Source organism: Nodularia sp. LEGE 04288 (genome assembly GCF_963896525.1).
Lineage (GTDB): Bacteria > Cyanobacteriota > Cyanobacteriia > Cyanobacteriales > Nostocaceae > Nodularia.
Genome location: NZ_CAWQOY010000130.1, coordinates 24,691 through 41,128, shown reverse-complemented (window position 1 = coordinate 41,128; position 16,438 = coordinate 24,691). Strand labels below are relative to the sequence as shown.

15 protein-coding genes are annotated in these 16,438 nt (G+C 42.9%); 4 read left to right on the top strand and 11 right to left on the bottom strand.

All coding sequences use genetic code 11. The features are described 5' to 3' along the window. Positions 1-220 precede the first annotated feature (220 nt). Positions 221-337, top strand: coding sequence for a nitrate/nitrite transporter NrtS (nrtS, locus tag AACX33_RS26535; protein ID WP_416209821.1), 117 nt, complete (start codon positions 221-223; stop codon positions 335-337). Between the two features lie 178 nt (positions 338-515). Here nrtS and AACX33_RS17875 read toward each other — a convergent pair whose 3' ends face one another. Next, positions 516-950: a hypothetical protein gene (locus AACX33_RS17875; RefSeq protein WP_194001775.1), complete on the bottom strand. Its 435-nt coding sequence runs from the start codon at positions 948-950 to the stop codon at positions 516-518. Positions 951-1,227: 277 nt separating this feature from the next. On the opposite strand from AACX33_RS17875, the gene AACX33_RS17870 reads away from it, so the two are divergent. Then, entirely contained in the window at positions 1,228-2,109 is an 882-nt protein-coding gene (locus AACX33_RS17870) for a hypothetical protein (RefSeq protein ID WP_194001777.1), read from the top strand. Positions 2,110-2,171: 62 nt separating this feature from the next. Here AACX33_RS17870 and AACX33_RS17865 read toward each other — a convergent pair whose 3' ends face one another. From AACX33_RS17865 to nfi, 4 genes are all read right to left on the bottom strand, one after another. Next, positions 2,172-2,867, bottom strand: a complete 696-nt coding sequence (locus tag AACX33_RS17865) for a GDSL-type esterase/lipase family protein (protein ID WP_194001779.1) — start codon at positions 2,865-2,867, stop codon at positions 2,172-2,174. Positions 2,868-2,985: 118 nt separating this feature from the next. After that, the gene (locus AACX33_RS17860; protein ID WP_194001781.1) at positions 2,986-4,938 is read right to left on the bottom strand and encodes an FHA domain-containing protein; all 1,953 of its coding nucleotides are present in this window, start codon (positions 4,936-4,938) and stop codon (positions 2,986-2,988) included. A gap of 206 nt (positions 4,939-5,144) precedes the next feature. Further along, entirely contained in the window at positions 5,145-5,696 is a 552-nt protein-coding gene (locus tag AACX33_RS17855) for an FHA domain-containing protein (protein ID WP_194001783.1), read from the bottom strand. Positions 5,697-5,806: 110 nt separating this feature from the next. Next, positions 5,807-6,472: a deoxyribonuclease V gene (gene nfi, locus AACX33_RS17850; RefSeq protein ID WP_194001785.1), complete on the bottom strand. Its 666-nt coding sequence runs from the start codon at positions 6,470-6,472 to the stop codon at positions 5,807-5,809. A 161-nt stretch (positions 6,473-6,633) separates the two neighbouring features. On the opposite strand from nfi, the gene AACX33_RS17845 reads away from it, so the two are divergent. Both AACX33_RS17845 and AACX33_RS17840 read left to right on the top strand, forming a co-directional pair. Next, positions 6,634-7,476: a prohibitin family protein gene (locus tag AACX33_RS17845; RefSeq protein WP_194001787.1), complete on the top strand. Its 843-nt coding sequence runs from the start codon at positions 6,634-6,636 to the stop codon at positions 7,474-7,476. A 157-nt stretch (positions 7,477-7,633) separates the two neighbouring features. Then, positions 7,634-8,587 carry an aldo/keto reductase gene (locus AACX33_RS17840; protein ID WP_194001788.1) on the top strand — a complete coding sequence of 318 codons (954 nt, stop codon included), beginning with the start codon at positions 7,634-7,636 and terminating at the stop codon, positions 8,585-8,587. Between the two features lie 2 nt (positions 8,588-8,589). Here AACX33_RS17840 and AACX33_RS17835 read toward each other — a convergent pair whose 3' ends face one another. The 6 genes from AACX33_RS17835 to AACX33_RS17810 form a co-directional block, all read right to left on the bottom strand. Next, positions 8,590-9,963, bottom strand: a complete 1,374-nt coding sequence (locus AACX33_RS17835) for a DNA cytosine methyltransferase (protein ID WP_194001790.1) — start codon at positions 9,961-9,963, stop codon at positions 8,590-8,592. A gap of 34 nt (positions 9,964-9,997) precedes the next feature. After that, entirely contained in the window at positions 9,998-11,167 is a 1,170-nt protein-coding gene (gene lpxB / locus AACX33_RS17830; protein ID WP_194001792.1) for a lipid-A-disaccharide synthase, read from the bottom strand. Between the two features lie 88 nt (positions 11,168-11,255). Further along, on the bottom strand, positions 11,256-12,074 hold the full coding sequence (gene lpxA / locus AACX33_RS17825; RefSeq protein WP_194001794.1) for an acyl-ACP--UDP-N-acetylglucosamine O-acyltransferase: 819 nt from the start codon (positions 12,072-12,074) through the stop codon (positions 11,256-11,258). Positions 12,075-12,291: 217 nt separating this feature from the next. Next, entirely contained in the window at positions 12,292-12,801 is a 510-nt protein-coding gene (gene fabZ, locus AACX33_RS17820; protein ID WP_194001796.1) for a 3-hydroxyacyl-ACP dehydratase FabZ, read from the bottom strand. Between the two features lie 69 nt (positions 12,802-12,870). Beyond that, entirely contained in the window at positions 12,871-13,704 is an 834-nt protein-coding gene (lpxC, locus tag AACX33_RS17815) for a UDP-3-O-acyl-N-acetylglucosamine deacetylase (RefSeq protein WP_194001798.1), read from the bottom strand. Positions 13,705-13,985: 281 nt separating this feature from the next. After that, a complete protein-coding gene (locus AACX33_RS17810; RefSeq protein WP_194001800.1) occupies positions 13,986-16,313 on the bottom strand; it encodes a BamA/TamA family outer membrane protein in 2,328 nt (775 codons plus the stop codon). Positions 16,314-16,438 lie beyond the last annotated feature (125 nt).

Genomic DNA, 16,438 nt, shown 5'->3' with positions numbered 1-16,438 from the left:
CCCCCAACCCCCTCCCCGCAAGCGATGAGGGGGCTAATATCTACCTTGTATAATTGGAAACTGCTGTACTGGCAAGGTTAGGTAACAATGTCTAAGTTTGTTAAAGGATATTTTGCCAGTTTAATTGAACCGAAATTGGTGACAACAGCAGTAAAAGTTGCATTGATTGTTTTCTATCTTATTTATAATTAATCATGGAAGTGCTTTGTGGCAAGGCCAAATGAGTCGCGAACGTTGGATATCTGCAACCATAAGTTACCTAGTTCCCTATTGCGTTAATATTCATGGTCAATACGTTAGTGTTTATCGTTCAACTCAAGCTAAAAAATTCAAATAATGCAGACATATCACATTTTATAAATCTGCGTTTATCACCAGCATTTTGTTGCCAGATATCTGAATAGGGTTACTATCTCGTAAGTTCCTTGAAAAAGCAAAATTAATTAATTTATATTAATAAAAATTTAATTATTTGGATTTTTTATAGTCAGGAAAAAACGAGGTGACGGGAAAAGTTATAACCACTGTCCACCTCGGAAACGCCAATGGGGAAAGATAATTCTCATCAGGCTTTGTGAGGCAGTAAAAACTGCTAGCCAAACAAAACTATAGTGTATTATAAAAGCTCCTAATGGTAGTTCGGCTTTTGGTATAGGTATTGGTAAGAAGCCAAAAAGTTTTACTCCACAGAAAATGAAGGCTAATTCCCAAATACCAGCAACCAGTTGATAAGCAGCAGGCCAGTCTCTATCCCAACGGGATTTTTGCAGATAATCATAAAGCACATCCCAAATTAAACCAAAGATGGCGACATAGCCAAGTATCCAGAAATAAACCGAGTTTGCACCAGGGCCAATTAAACCTATTGCAAAAGGTAATGATACTAATAGCCCTACAGTTATAAGTAGTAGTAATCGAGTTTGCCAACGCCCAAATAAAGTTGGTGTCATAATTCAGTGCTGAGTAAAAGACTGGAAAGAATCAAAGTTTTTCATAGATTATTTGTCAAACCAAGTTTACCAATTTCAGCAAGATTGTAACTGGTTTTGTAAACAATTGTGTAGTAAAGACATTTTACACAAATATAATGCACATTATTCAGTAGGCAACTATTAAAAATAACGTTTTTTTATCGATTTTGACGGATATATTGATAATTTTGATGATTAATTCAAAAAAAATGTGTTAAAAAGTATACAGGGTTAACTAAAATTTTGCATTTACTACATGAAAACCATCAAAAGTTTGACATCAGTTGTCTTTGGAACCGCAATTACAGCTTGTGGAATGTTGAGTTACACGCTTCCAGGACAAGCAATCACAATTTCGACTAGCGGTGGAGAAGTTGGAAATGTAGATGTTTCTACAGGTATATTTACTCCTTTTCTGACTAATTCACTAAATTTTACTGATATAGCTGTTAACGATGATGGGGAACTGTTCGGTAATACTTTTGGCCGGCTATACAGCATTAGTCCAGGTTCACCAATGGAGGTTATGGACATTGGTGCTTTACTCATCAATAATGCGAACGCATTAGGATTTGACAACAATGGCGTGCTTTATGCTGCTGGTAGTAATGATTTCTATTCTGTGAACACTTCTACAGGTAGGGCAACGGTAGTATCTAATAGTCTTACAGGTTTTCTCAGCGCTGGCGATATTGTATTTAATCCGGCAATAAATCAGTTTTTAGCGACATCAACAACTCCAGATAATAGTACTTTATTCTCTATCGCTCTAGATGGTGCAGCTACAGAAATTGGTAGTATTGGTTTCAATGAGGTGTTTGGACTAGGTTTTAATAGCGGAACTTTGTATGGCTATACAACTGCTGGAGAACAACTTATTATTGATCCGACTACAGGATTGGGGGTTTTCGACAAAAATCTTACAGGGTTGACAGGTTCGATTTTGGGTGCATCAAGTTCTCTTGACCAAGCAACGCCTCCACCGACAACTCCACCGACAACTCCACCGACAACTCCACCGACAACTCCACCTGTAACATCTGTTCCCGAACCAATGAATCTTGCCGGTATAATGATGCTTGGTTTTATGGGGTTGTGCATGAAAGGTAAGAAGAGAAAACCCTTGCAATCGGTATAGTCAGTTTCAACACATATTTTATGCCCTTTCATGCGTATCCTGAGAGGGCTTTTGACTGGCAATTAGTGATAGGCTGTTAGTGGTTGCCAATTAATTACATCTTCTAACAAAGTTTGATAGCCGAGGGTGTTGGGGTGAAGACCATCTGCACTTAAGCGTTGCAACCGCCAAAATTCATCCCGCGCCATCCATTTGTCGAAAATATCTAAATAAGGAATTTGCCGTTGACTGCAAGCTAGTTTAGTCGCTTCTTTATAACGGTATTGGTCGCTGTGATTGTAATAAAAGCAATCTAGAAACGGCATTTTGGCTTCATCGACTGGAACCATCCCCACAAATAACACGGGACAGAGTTGCTGTGCTTGTTCTAGTAAAGCAGTGATTTCAGATTCAAATAGGGCAAAATCTGTATGATTTCGTCCGTGGGGACGTGTTAATCGGGCTGTATCATTGACACCGACGGAGAGGATAATCATGTCGGGAAGACGATTTCGGAGTTCACCCCGATGGCGAAATTCTACTTCTAGCCTTTGTGCTACTTGTTGTGTGCGATCGCCTCTAACTCCCAAATTATATAATACATGACCAGAACTATCGGGTAACATCCACCACCGCCGGAGTTGCTCAACCCAACCGCCTTTTTCTGGGTCGCCAAAGCCATATACTAAGCTATCCCCCAGTGCGATAATCTTCAAAGGCTGACATTGTTTGGGTGGTTCTACCAGCTGCATTGAGGAAGAAAGCTCGAATGTTTGCATTTTAAAGGCTGTATTTTATATCTTTACAAGATTCTACACATTTCTACACCATTAAAGGGTATCTTGCTTAACCTTCATCCGGCAAGCTGCAAATATTGGCTCAATTACGAATTACGAATTATGGTGATTGATTAAAAACCCACTTTAGCCACTGTGCAGAAGAAGTTAGTATATTTAAGCGGTGAAGTCCGGGCGCACGGGAGGCGGCGATTCCATCAACAGCGACTAGTGCTGAATATTGCAAACCGAGGAAACTATCAACTGCTGCATAAGGGCCACCCAGTGTAATTGCTCCGGATGCATATATCTGTCCTTTGCCATTCCGCAGTTCTGGTATTTCAAAATTATTTGTGACAACCAAGCGCCCTAGATAATTCAGGGGCAATTTGTAATGTTCTACCAAATCTTCTAGTAAGGGGCTGGCTTCGACTTTGGCATCCAGTCCAGTAGCATCAATAATAAAGTCTGCGGCTAGTTTCATTTCTCCCAAGCCTTTTTCCTGGATATGGGTAATAGTCCGGTTTTGAGTATCCCGTTCTACAGCTTTTACTTCACCAAAGGTGATTTGATACCAGCCTTCACTTAACCCTTGCTCAGTCATTTGCTGCCAGTCGTGGCGGTCGGCGGTGGTAGTCCCGCCCCAGTCTGCTAGTAGGCGCTGGCGTTCGTCTGGGGTGGCTTTTTCGAGCATGACGCGGAGTTCTCCGCCCCAACAAGCTTTAGGCCAGTTAAAAGGCTGAAATTCGTAATGATTTTTGACTTGTCGCTGGGCTTTTTGAAATTTGTTGCCTTGGGGTTTAGGCGATCGCATCAAATGCAAAACTGTAATATGACGATTGTGCTTTCTCGCCTCATAAATTCTTTGGATAATCCGCGAAGCCACAATTCCCCGTCCACGAATCAACACAGTCCCACCCTGTTGTTCTAGTTGCTGATAAACATGGTCGTGGGCTTCATAAGCATTGACAACAGACTTAAAATCTTGATATTTTGCTCTATAAGCTTGCAAATCTGGGAGAAATTGAATTGCCGGATACCCAGTAGCTAAATGTATATAACGACTAACTATAAAAGCGTAATTTCCCGGACTGCGAGAATAGGCTACACAATATCTGCCATCATCAGTTTTGCGAATAGCCCTAACGCGCCCATAACGATAAATTTGATTCCAGCCAATGCGCTTAACTTCCCGGTCTATGGAATCGAAGACATTACCTGCACGAGGTGTATAAGTTTCTGCAAAGGTGGGTTCAGCAAATACTTGCCATAAATATTTGAATGCTGAATTGACCTTACCTTGAGTCACTTCACGCCCAGCTTCCCGCAAAGCATAACTAGGCCAACCCCAAATATTATCAGGACAAGAATCAGAATTAGATCGCAATCTTTCATGTAAGGGAATTTGCGAGTTCATACAGAGGCGCTTGTAACGCGCATAAGGTTCTGCTTCTAATCCCAAAGCCACAATTTTCTCAGCCCGGACACCACTTATTCGCAGCAAATCAACCCAGACAAAACTACCTAATCCCGCCCCAACTGCCAAATAATCGCATTCATCCACTGGCAAACCTGTGGCGTGAAGTGCTTGTAGGGGAACATTTTCTGCCTGGAATGCTGGTGGGGGAAAATTGCTCCCCAAGGGTGTTGCCTGGGCTGGTGGCAAGCCAGGTTCAGGGATATTAGTATGGGGGTTAAACTGAATCATTGACGGCGGGCTGGTAGCTTGGCTGGTGGCGTTGACACCAAACATCACCGTGATCATGTAGGGGCCAATTTGCAATGTATCGCCATGAGCTAAAACACCACGATTTTGTTGTTGACCGTTGACAAATACACCGTTAATGCTGCCTTGGTCAATTACTACTAGCTGGTTTTGTTCCCAGTCAATGAGGGCATGATAACGGGAAATTTCATGACTGTTAAGCAGCATTCTAGCCACACGCCGTCCCTGAAGTTCAGCAGGTAGACGAACGAATTCACGACCAAAAGCTATGGGCGGACTCAATGTTGGTTCTCGCCGTTCCCCCGTTGCTGGGTCTTCCCAACTTAATTGAATTTGTGGATTAGTCACGTCGCTGCGCTCCGAATTCAAAATTCAAAATTCAAAATTCAAAATTAAATACCCCACGGATAAATCTGGGGGCTTGAATAAATGTTGTTTCACTTTTTTCTTCTCCATAAATAAATTTAGTTGCTCTGTATCCTTTTTTCTTTGTTCATTAGGAAGTCAGTCACAATCTTTCCCCCCTGCACCCTGCACTCTGCCCCCCTGCCTCTTCAATGATTCGGTGCTACTAACACACTTACTGATGCTGCTAAAGATGTACCACACCAAGGACAGCCAATTTGCAGATTTTCCGCAGGGGAAACTTTATGACATTTGGGACACTCTAAGCCATAAAACCTTTGTGTTGGTGCTGGGGGTGTGGGTGGATGGTGATGATGCCTCAGTGGTTCTGGTGCTGGTGGTGGTGTTAAAATTGTTGCTGGAATGTTGTTAATAGCAATGTTAGTAACTTGAAGTTTTGCTTGACCCAAATAAATAATACTGCCCTGATTTAAAGGCATTTCACCTTGGACTAATTGCTGTCCATCGATCATTGGGGGATTAGGCGATCGCAAATTTCTGATATAAAAGCATTGCTGCTGATGATGAAAAAATATTTCTACGTGTAAACCGGATACAGTCGGGTGACTTAAAACAATATCACACCGCATGGGATCGCGACCGATGCGGACAGTACTGGGATTTTTACTAGGCTGTTGTTCATAAATGTTCTGAACTCTATCTTGGCCTGTATCGTGCCACTGTAAAGTTAGTGTGTTCATCTTTCTCAATTAAATCAGAATTATTTAGTTACTTCAACTTCTGTCTGTGCGATTCCTAACACGATTCAGCAAGACCAAGCAAGTGTTTAGCACAAACTTCAACAATCACCTTATCTCGCTGATGCCAATTTATCAGCAATGCGTGTAGTTTCGGGTAAGCGATATTTTGGTGTACAGCTTAATACATAGTCAATTGCAGTAGTTAAACTGATTTGATGACCGATGGAGACGTATACAGGCTTTACTCCTTGACGCGTTCTTAAAACTGCCCCAATAGTTTCACCTTTATGTATTAATGGTTGCCAACGACCTTTAGTGTCTGGCAATTGCTCATGCTTCCCAATTAACAATGATTTTGCTACACCAATTGTCGGCATATCCAAGATAACCCCTAGATGACTAGCTATGCCCAATCTGCGGGGATGGGCGATTCCTTGACCATCACACAAAATAATATCTGGTGTAATTTGAATTTTTTCTAGTGCATCCAGTACGGCTGGGATTTCCCGAAACGAGAGAAAACCGGGAATGTAGGGAAATGATGTGGGGCGGTAGGCTAATGAAGTTTCTACGACTTGCAAATCAGGAAAACTCAGCACTGCAACTGCTGCACGGCTAATAGTGCCATTGGACTCAAAACCCATATCTACACCAGCTACGTATTGGACAGGTTGTTTGAGTTGATCTGAGCTAATTACCTGATATCGTAAACGTTCTTGGATAGCGATCGCTTCTTCCACTGTCACAGGCCAAGGATGATGTTGATAAATCTTCATATTTAAACTGGAAATTAAAAGTGTGCTTTTCCGAAATGTTGATTAGTAACGGTGTATCTAAGATTTAAATGAATTTGCGAATTTTTGTAGCCTTTGAGAAAATTTCCGTTATTTATGGCTCAATAATTAGCAACCATAACCATTTATTTTCGGAGAAAAATATGCGTAGCGTTAGTAGTAATCTTGATCACAGATTTCAGTATGGATTTTATATCGCCGGAGGAATATTTATCTTATTTTTGGCAATGACCATCCGTCCTTTTGCCATTATAAATGCTGGTGAACGGGGTGTAATCATGAAGTTTGGCAAAGTTCAGGATCAAGTTTTAGGCGAAGGGCTACATCCAATTATGCCAATTGTCACATCAGTTAAAAGGCTCAATGTTCGCGTTCAACAAAATACTTTTAAATCTGATGCAGCTTCCAAAGACCTGCAAACAATCACGACAGAATTAGCTGTAAACTGGCATCTTGACCCGCTACAAGTAAATAAAATTTTTCAACAAGTGGGAGATGAGAAACTAATTATTGATGGCATTATTACTCCGGCGGTTTCGGAAGTCCTGAAAGCAGCTACTGCTAAAAAAACAGCCGAAGAAGTCATTACGAAAAGAACAGAATTAAAGCAAGAAATGGATAATCATCTGAAAACCCGTTTAGCATCTTACGGTATTATTATAGATGATGTTTCTTTAGTGAACTTCTCCTTTTCTCCAGAGTTTAGTAGAGCAATTGAATCGAAACAAATAGCTGAACAAGAGGCTAAACAGGCGGAATTTATTGCTCAGAAAGCGACTCAAGAAGCCCAAGCAGATATCAACCGCGCTAAAGGTCAAGCCGAAGCACAAAGATTACAACGGCTAACTTTAACGCCAGATTTATTACAAAAGCAAGCCATAGAAAAATGGGATGGTCGTTTTCCCACAGTGATGAGTGGTAATGGTGCGTTGCCTTTAATCAACATTAATCCTAGTAGTTTAACAAGTGAAAATAAGAAACAGTAATTATGAACTCTTCTTTATAGCTTTGCGTCTTTGCGCCCTTCTCCCAAAGGGAGAGGCTAGCGCCAATGCGTGAGCTTTTTATATACTCATTTAGGTAGATGTCTCAGAGCAATTGTCCTTCGCTAAGATAAAAGGAGCAATTTCGCCGCAGCCAATCATGATAAAAAAGCAAACACGGCGCAATTTTATAATTACCAGTGTTGCGGTAGCTGGTGGTATGACAGCAACTACTGCCTTTCCACAGGCTGCAAAACCAACAGCAACTATGCCAGAACGAGTCCTGGGAAGCACTGAAGTAAATTTACCTATTTTCGGGTTGGGAGGTGCAGGACAAACGCCGCTATCCTGGTATGACAGAGAAGGTGATGCTGAAGCAATTATTCAAAAAGCGTTGGAACTGGGTATCCGCTACTTTGATACGGCTGCTAATTATGGTCCTAGTGAAGATTATTTAGGAAAAGTGCTGCCACCCCATCGTTCTGGGCTGTTTCTAGCCAGCAAGACTGATCAAAGAGACTACGATGGTGCATGGCGAGAATTGGAGCGATCGCTTAAACGTCTGAATACAGATTACCTTGATTTGTGGCAGTTGCATCATGTGTCTTTTGCCTCAGAACTCGACACTATCTTTAGTGCATCTGGTGCAATTACAGCTTTAGAAGAAGCTATACAGCAGAAACTTGTCCGCTTCGCAGGTATTACCGGACATCATGACCCAGAGATAATTGCCGAAGGACTGCGCCGCTATCCCTTTCACGCTACACTGATTCCTGTGAATGCCGCCGACCAACATCATCCACGTCCTTTTCTTCCGGTAGTTCTGCCGATAGCGCAAGCCAAAAACGTGGGTGTAATTGCCATGAAAGTCCCGGCTTATGGTCGGTTGTTTAAACCCGGTGGTTTGGCAGGTATGCAGCAAGCTTTAGGATATACGATGTCTCAGCCTGGGGTTCATTGTTGCGTAATTGCGGCTGAAGACACAGCACAATTAGAGAATAATATCAAGATAGCTCGTGATTTTCAACCCCTGAGTCAACAAGAATTAAATGCGATCGCTCAACGTACTGCTAATATCTGGGAAGATAGTACATTCTTCCGGGCTTGGACTTAATTTTATTCGCAATTTGGATAATTTTGTACATCTGCTGTAAAAACTTGATCAGCAGGAAGCAATTTATTGATATTTAATTTTCTGACTCTAGGCTCTATAGTATGCGGATTCACTTGGAAGTATTTAGCGGCTTGCGTCATCCCAAAACTTAGTAAAACATCATCTCCTAAATGTTTGATAGTTGTGGGTTGATCTAAGTTTATATCTAAACATTTAATAATTTCTAAGGCGACGGCTTTAGCTAATAAAGGAGGAACAGAATTTCCTATTTGTCGAAATCCATGCCATTTTGTAACATGGAACCTAAACCAATCTGGATAAGAATGTAAACGCGCCGCTTCACGCACAGTAATACATCTGGGTATCAACGGATGAATTGGTCTAGGGGAAGTAAAAGCTCCTCGATTACTAGGAGTTCCGGCTCTGAGAGTATTACAAATTCCGTCCGGGTCAAGTTTATGGAAGCGACTAATTCTTTCCGTTTTACCATAAGCTGTAGCTGCAAATCTGGTAATAGATTCTAAATTATGCTTTGTTCTTAAACTTGAGGTCAGGATTCTAGAGTCATACTGACGTTGATATGAATAGTCATTATCTGTAGAACTCAGCCCACGAAGTAGCCGACCATAATCACTGGGCTTACCAAAATCTGCAACTACCCAATCACGTTGATATAATTTCCGATATTTTTCTATTTTGGGCAAGTCTTGAAGTGCATCCCAAACCGTAGGAGTTAAAGTCAATTCTGTAGCTCTTGTACTGAGGGTAGCCGAAGCAAGTGGGGATTTATTTTGTTTAGCAGGTTTAGTAATTATATCTGGGTAATTTGGTAATTCTAAGCCTTGACGGCAACCCAAAATAAATAATCTTTCCCGATTTTGTGGTACTCCAAAATGAGCAGCATTTAAAATTTGGTATTTTTGCCGGACTTGGTAACCATTGCTGGCAAATTTATTAATTATTTCTGCAATAAATTCTTGATGTTTTCCGGAAACCATTCCTTTAACATTTTCAATAACAAAAAATTTGGGCTGTAGTTCTAATACTAATCGAATATAATGAAATACCAGAAAATTTCTAGGGTCGTCAAAAGAACGTTTACCTATTAATGAAAAGCCTTGACATGGGGGACCACCAAACACGACATCAATTTCGCGATCGCCAATCGATGATTTTTGTCTAATTTCTTGACTGGTAATTTCTTCAACAGGCTGGCACAAAACGCTCCAAAAAGGAAAATTAAACTCGTGCGTTGCACAGTGGATGGGGTCTATTTCTACAGATGCAAGTACATCAAAACCTGCTTGTTCAAAGCCCAGGCTCATCCCACCAGCACCAGCAAATAAATCGACAGCGATAGGTCGTTGTTTTCTCATCTACCTGACCACCTTTTCAATTCCTCCCTACTCCCTACTCCCCAACACCCGGTAGCATTTGCAAAATTTCTTGAGCCACGCGATCGCATACCCCTAGTTCTCCCAAAAGCTGCCGCATTTCGGCATAATCAGCCATAGTTTGCGCTCGAACCTCAGAATTTAGCAGTAATTCCATCGATGCTTGCACAATATTCTCTGCTGTAGCTTGCTCTTGTAATAACTCCGGTATAATTGCCCTCATTACCACTAAATTAGGTGGCGAAGCAAAAACTATAGACCCTTTCAGAATTTTTCGCGCAATCCAAACAGTAATAGGATTGAGGCGATAAACTACAACTTGCGGCACATTTAATAAAGCCAGTTCCAGATTGACCGTACCAGATTTACTGATAGCAAAATCAGCTGCGGCAAATACTTCTTTTTGTTGACCAGATAAAACTGTCGCCCGCAAACCATAACTTTGAATTGCGGCTTCGATTGGCTCTCTGTAAACTTCTAACGACAGGGGAATCCAAAAATGAACTTCTGGTAATTTAGCTTGAATAGTTTGAGCAGCTGCAAAAATGACTGGTAAAAGATATTTTAGCTCTTGACGGCGAGAAGCGGGAAGCAGTGCGATCGCCTTTTGTTCTGGTGGAATTTGCAATTGAGCGCGGGCGACTGAGCGACTGGGTGCGTCTTGCATCCGGTCAACAAGGGGATGACCAACCCAGCTAACTTCTGCGCCGTTCTCGCGAAAATAACGGGCTTCTTCGGGGAAGATAGCCAAGAGTTTATCTGTAAAACCGACAATTCGGGATGTATTACGCAAACCCATTGACCAAGCCCATTCTTGGGGAGCGATGTAATAAACCACTGGGACTTGTGGCAGATGCTTTTGCATATAAGTGCCAATACCCAAGTTTGGCCCCATATAATCAATTAGTACCACTAAGTCAGGGGGATTGTCTTTGAGAAAAGCGATCGCTCGTCGTTGTACCTGAATAGTCGGGAAAATATAAGGCAGAGATTCTATCAAACCCATCGAGCCAATACCACTAGTTTTACCCAAAATAGTGGCTCCAGCTGCTGCCATTTTTTCTCCCCCCAGCGCCACAATTTCTAATTGCAAACCAGCCGCAGCAGCTTGACGCTGGATAGCTGTAATTAGCAATGAACCTTGCAAATCGCCAGATACCTCGCCAGTGCTGATAAATATCCGCATTTTATAATTACTAAAAATTAAAATTTAATTCATTAAAAGTTAGCGCTCAAGCTTTTGTAGAGACGCGATTTACCGCGTCTTTACTAATCTAGGACTCATCACTCCCGCCTGGTTTTTTCCTTCCTGGAATCAAGCCACGTCTTCCTGGCATTTGAGAAAGTAGCAAAAAACGACGCAGGTATTGCAATTGTTCCGTTTCTCCCAGCTGTTCGAGCTGTTCCAAAGCCTCCTTAAAACTTAAGCCAGATCGATAGAGAATCCGAAACGCTTTTTTGAGAACTTGCAAGTCGGTTGAGTTCATCCCAGAACGTTTGAGGCCCACTAAATTCAGGGTTCTGACCCGTGCTGGATTTCCCTCCACCAACATATAAGGAGGCACATCCCGGTCAATACGTGCCATACCCCCGACCATTGCGTGTTGACCAATGCGGACAAATTGATGCACACCTAAAACTCCACCCAGGCGGGCGCGTGACTCTATGTGGACATGACCTGCCAAAGCGACTGAGTTAGGAATAATTACGTTGTCTTCAATTATGCAGTTATGAGCTACGTGGACATAAGCCATTAAAAGGTTATTGTTGCCAATCACCGTAGCTTCACCAGCACCAGTAGCGCGGTTAATCGTGACATACTCACGAATCAAGTTATTGTCACCAATTTTGACCCAAGTCGGTTCTCCCACAAACTTTAGATCCTGGGGTTCCATACCGATAGCTGCGCCTGGAAAAATTTGATTTCGCGCCCCAATCTCACAAGGACCTTCTAGCACTACATGAGCGCCAATAATTGTTTCCAGACCGACTTTGACATGAGCTCCAATCACAGCATAGGCACCGACTTGTACTGTAGGGTGGAGTTCCGATTTAGGATGAATTACAGCAGTTGGATGAATAAGCGTCTTCAAGGGTGAATCTCCAGAACTTTTTTAAGTGTAGAGACGCGATAAATCGTGTCTGTACGATCAGTGGCCGAAAGTGTCGAGTCAAGCAAGTTATGTGTAAGGGCGACGAAAATCTAGAAATTATAAAATGCTGTTGTGGATAGTTTTTTATTGCTATTCTTAATTTAGGTGTAAGTTCAAAGTAAATCACGGCTTTACCCACCAACACCACAGCAAATTATTAGTTAATCAGAGAAAACATTAATTCGCCTTCAGCAGCGAGTTGACCGTCAACCTCAGCACGGGCTTGCATTTTACTGAAACGACGTTGTTTTATCCACAACAGTTCCACTGTCATCACTAGCTGATCTCCTGGAACTACTTGGCGGCGGAAGCGCACTTTATCGATACCAGCAAAAACGAATAGTCCATTTCCCAACTCAGAGTGTTGCTTGAGAACAATACCCCCAACCTGTGCCATAGCCTCCACAATTAGCACTCCTGGCATCAGTGGCTGTTCTGGGAAATGTCCTTGAAACTGGGGTTCGTTGACAGAGACGTTTTTAACGCCTACAGCCAATTTTCCTGGCACATAGTCAATTATTTTATCTACAAGTAAAAATGGGTATCGGTGGGGGAGCAATTTATGAATTTCTTCAGAGGAAAATGTGGTTTTAATTTCAGTAATCTGTTCGGCGGTAGATGTAGGTACAGTAGTATCGGGACTATTCACTTCAGTGACGATTGCCATTAGCGGTATGTTGATTTTTAATTGATAAATGAAGTAGGCAGGGATGAAAACCTGTCAAGAATTGAGATTTTAGACTTTAGCCTGCAATTCTAAAATTTTCCGAGCCAGTTGAATGTGTAAATTATGGCTGGCTTTATACGCTAAAAAATGAGCTTGCGGAAAAGTTCCCAATAAACTCAAATCTCCTACTAAATCTAATATTTTATGACGAACTGGTTCATTTTCAAATCTTAGTGGTGGATTTAGCCAACCTTCAGATCCACAAACCAAGGCATTATCCAAGTTACCACCTTTAATTAACCCGGTTTTTTGTAAGTGTTCGATTTGGTGCAGTAAACCAAAAGTCCGAGCCGGGGCAATTTCTTCCGCAAAACTGGCACTCAGTGACCAACTATGCCATTGGTTACCAATAGCCGATAGCTCAAAATCAATTTCGTAACTAAAACGGGTTTTTGATGCGGGGAGGGCGCAAGCAAAAGCATCATTTTCATAAATCCATATCGGCTCTTTGACAACCAAAGGAACTGGGTTGTTCATTGCTTGTGATAAGCAGCCAACTTGAGCAATACTCTCCGTCCAAATCTTTGCGGAACCGTCTAATAGTGGTACTTCTGAGCCATCAATTTCAATTCGGGCGTTATCCACCCCCATACCCACAAGTGCTGCTAATAGATGCTCTACTGTGCGAATGCAGGCTTCACCCTCACCTAATTGAGTAGAGAGCAGAGTTTGATTTACGGCGGACACTTGGGCGGGAATGATTGGTAAATCTGGCAAATCCACCCGCACAAAGTAGCGCCCAGTATCTGGTTCAGAGGGTAATATCCGGACATTGGTAATCACACCACTATGCAGTCCCACTCCAGTTTGGGTGATTTCCCCTGCTATGGTGTGCTGTGGCATGAGCAAAAAATTAATATATTTTGATTTGTATGATTCATTTGAAGTTTCGCCAAAGACCCTGACTGATCTGCAAAATACAACTGCTTCTTTTGCCTTTATGGAAACAGTATTCAGGCAAATGTGACAATTAGCAAGTACCTAGCACCGCAGGGCGTTCGTCAAAAGTCAAAAGTTTACCCTGAGCGACTCGTACTGAGCGGAGCCGAGGTAAGTCGAGGGGTCAAAAGTCAAAAGTTCAGTCACAAATGACTGATGACCAATGACCAATGACCAATGACTATTTAAAACCTTTCACCAATACCAAAATTGATGCGACTATCGCCATCATCGTTAATGCCGTAGTCAATCCGAATGGGGCCTAGGGGGGATTGTACACGCACACCGAGTCCATAGCCGTAGCCAGTACCGTTTTTGTTTAATACTTCAGCAGGTCTGGTTGTGGTTCCTAGATCACTACCGACATCAAAAAACAGTGCGCCACTGACTACTGAGAAAACCGGGAAGCGATACTCAACAGATGCTTGTACGTAACTACGTCCACTGGTTAATGCTCCTTCTTCATAACCCCGAATTGAGTTGCTACCGCCAAGGGTAAAAGCTTCGTAGGGAGGCAAGTCACCGAGTACTGTACCCCCTTGCAGGTTAAATGCTAGGGTTTGTGGCCCTGGGGCGAAGTTAGTAAAACTCACGGGTAAGTATTGGCTATAGTTACCTCTGACTCTAGTCAGAAAAATGCTACCTAGTCCTACTGGTACGGACTGATCGACCCCCAGGCGGAGGAAGGAACCGCCGGTTGGTTGTAAGGGGTTATTCCGCAGGTCGCGCTGTGCGCCTACTTGTAATAGCAGCAAATCATCTTCACCTTCACCTGAGAGGCTCAGGGGGACTCGTTCTCCGGGTACTCCATCCACGAATACGGCTCCTTCTGGTGTGACATTACCATCGGCATCACGGGTGGAAATTCGTTGATACTGCAATCCGGCGGAAGCTGTCCATTCTGATCTCTTATAGGGATCGGGAGATAGGGGACGGGTAAAAGTCACACCACCGCCTAGCCGGAGAACACGGGGGCGATCGCCATCTGTCTCCTCTGGTTGAAATGTCCTAATGTCACCATCTTGTCCATCAAAAATCAATGAAATGGAACTGCGGCGAAACAGATTAGTTGTATAAGAAGTTCTGTAGGGATCACCTGCAATCCAGGGGTCTGTAAACCGGAGGTCAAACAGCAGTTCTCGTTGTCCTACCTGTACTTCTGCGCCCAGGTTTTGGTTTCTTCCTGCGAGGTTTTGCTGCTGATAACTCACAGTCCCAAATAATCCACTGGCAGAACTAAACCCGGCTCCAGCCGCAATCGAACCGGTACTACGTTCGGCTACATTCACCACGACATCAACCTTACTAGGGTCTGTACCAGGGTCAAGGGATACGTTGACATCTTCAAATAACCCTAGTCCAAATACCCTTTGTAGGTCTCTTTGTACGATGTCGCGGTTAAATACTTGTCCTGGCTTTAATTCTAGTTCTCGCGTGATTATATATTCCTGTGTCCGACCCCGAATTGGTTCTCCTTTTTCGTCTGTCTCCTGACCTTCGCGATCGCGGAATCTGACTTTGAGATTTTCTACTACTCCTTCGGCTACTTGCAGAGTCACCACCCCAGTTTCCGCGATTTGTGGCGAGCCAATGACGTTTGCTAGTACGTAACCTTTTTCTTGATACTGCTCAGTTAACTTCTTGATGCCTTCTTGCAATTCCCGCAGGTTGAGGACTTGACCATATTGCTCGCGAAAGACTTCATCCACAGTACTAGCAGGCAGTACAGAAGGAACATCAGTTCCAGGATTAGCTTGCACTTCTACCTTCGTCAGCACGGGGTTGGGTTGGACAATAAAGCTCAACCGCACACCCAAAGGTGTATCTTCTGGCACTGCCTGAACGTTGGCGAAGAAGCCAGTACCAAAGATGGCGTTAATATCTTCTTGCAGTTGAGAGCGCGTTGTTGTCCGACCTGCTTGGGTCCGAATTACTCTGTAAACTTGGTCTTCCAGTTCCTTTGTTAGTTGTCCCGTCTCAGGTCTGACAACTACTTCTGATATCAGTACGCGAGGTTCCTCAGCATTTGGGGTGGGGGTGGGAGTATTGAAATTTTCCAGATTTGGAGTAGTTTCAGGCGTTGGTGAGGGTAGCGCCTGGCTAGGTACGGGAGGTGCAGTGTCTGGAACAGAATTAGACTCTTGGGTGAGAAAAATTGCGGTTTTCTCAGAAGAGTTTTGACCAACTTTCGGCGTTGTCAAGGAGGGAATTATGACATCTGATGTTGTCTTCTGGGCTGGTTTAACTGGGGGAAGTGTGACCACAGACTCAACCGCTTCTGATGTCGTCTTCTGGGCTGGTTTAACTGGGGAAAGTGTGACAACAGACTCAACCTCTGTGGAGTTGGAGTGAAATTCTAAACTTTCACTTGCTGGAACCGCTTGATTAATCTCAGGTACGAAAACCTCTGCTGTTTGTTCTGAACTATTAATGGTTTGGGCATTTGCACTGGGCGAGCCGCCTAATGGCGCTGCAATTGCTACAACTGCTACCCATACGGGAGATAAACGCATTTTATTTAAATTCCTCTTCACGTCCACACACCATTCCCTTGGCAATTATGCTCTGATGCCAAAGATATTAGGTCAAAATAAAGTTGGTTGCTATTGCCTATCTACTTTATAAGTCACAAAGCATC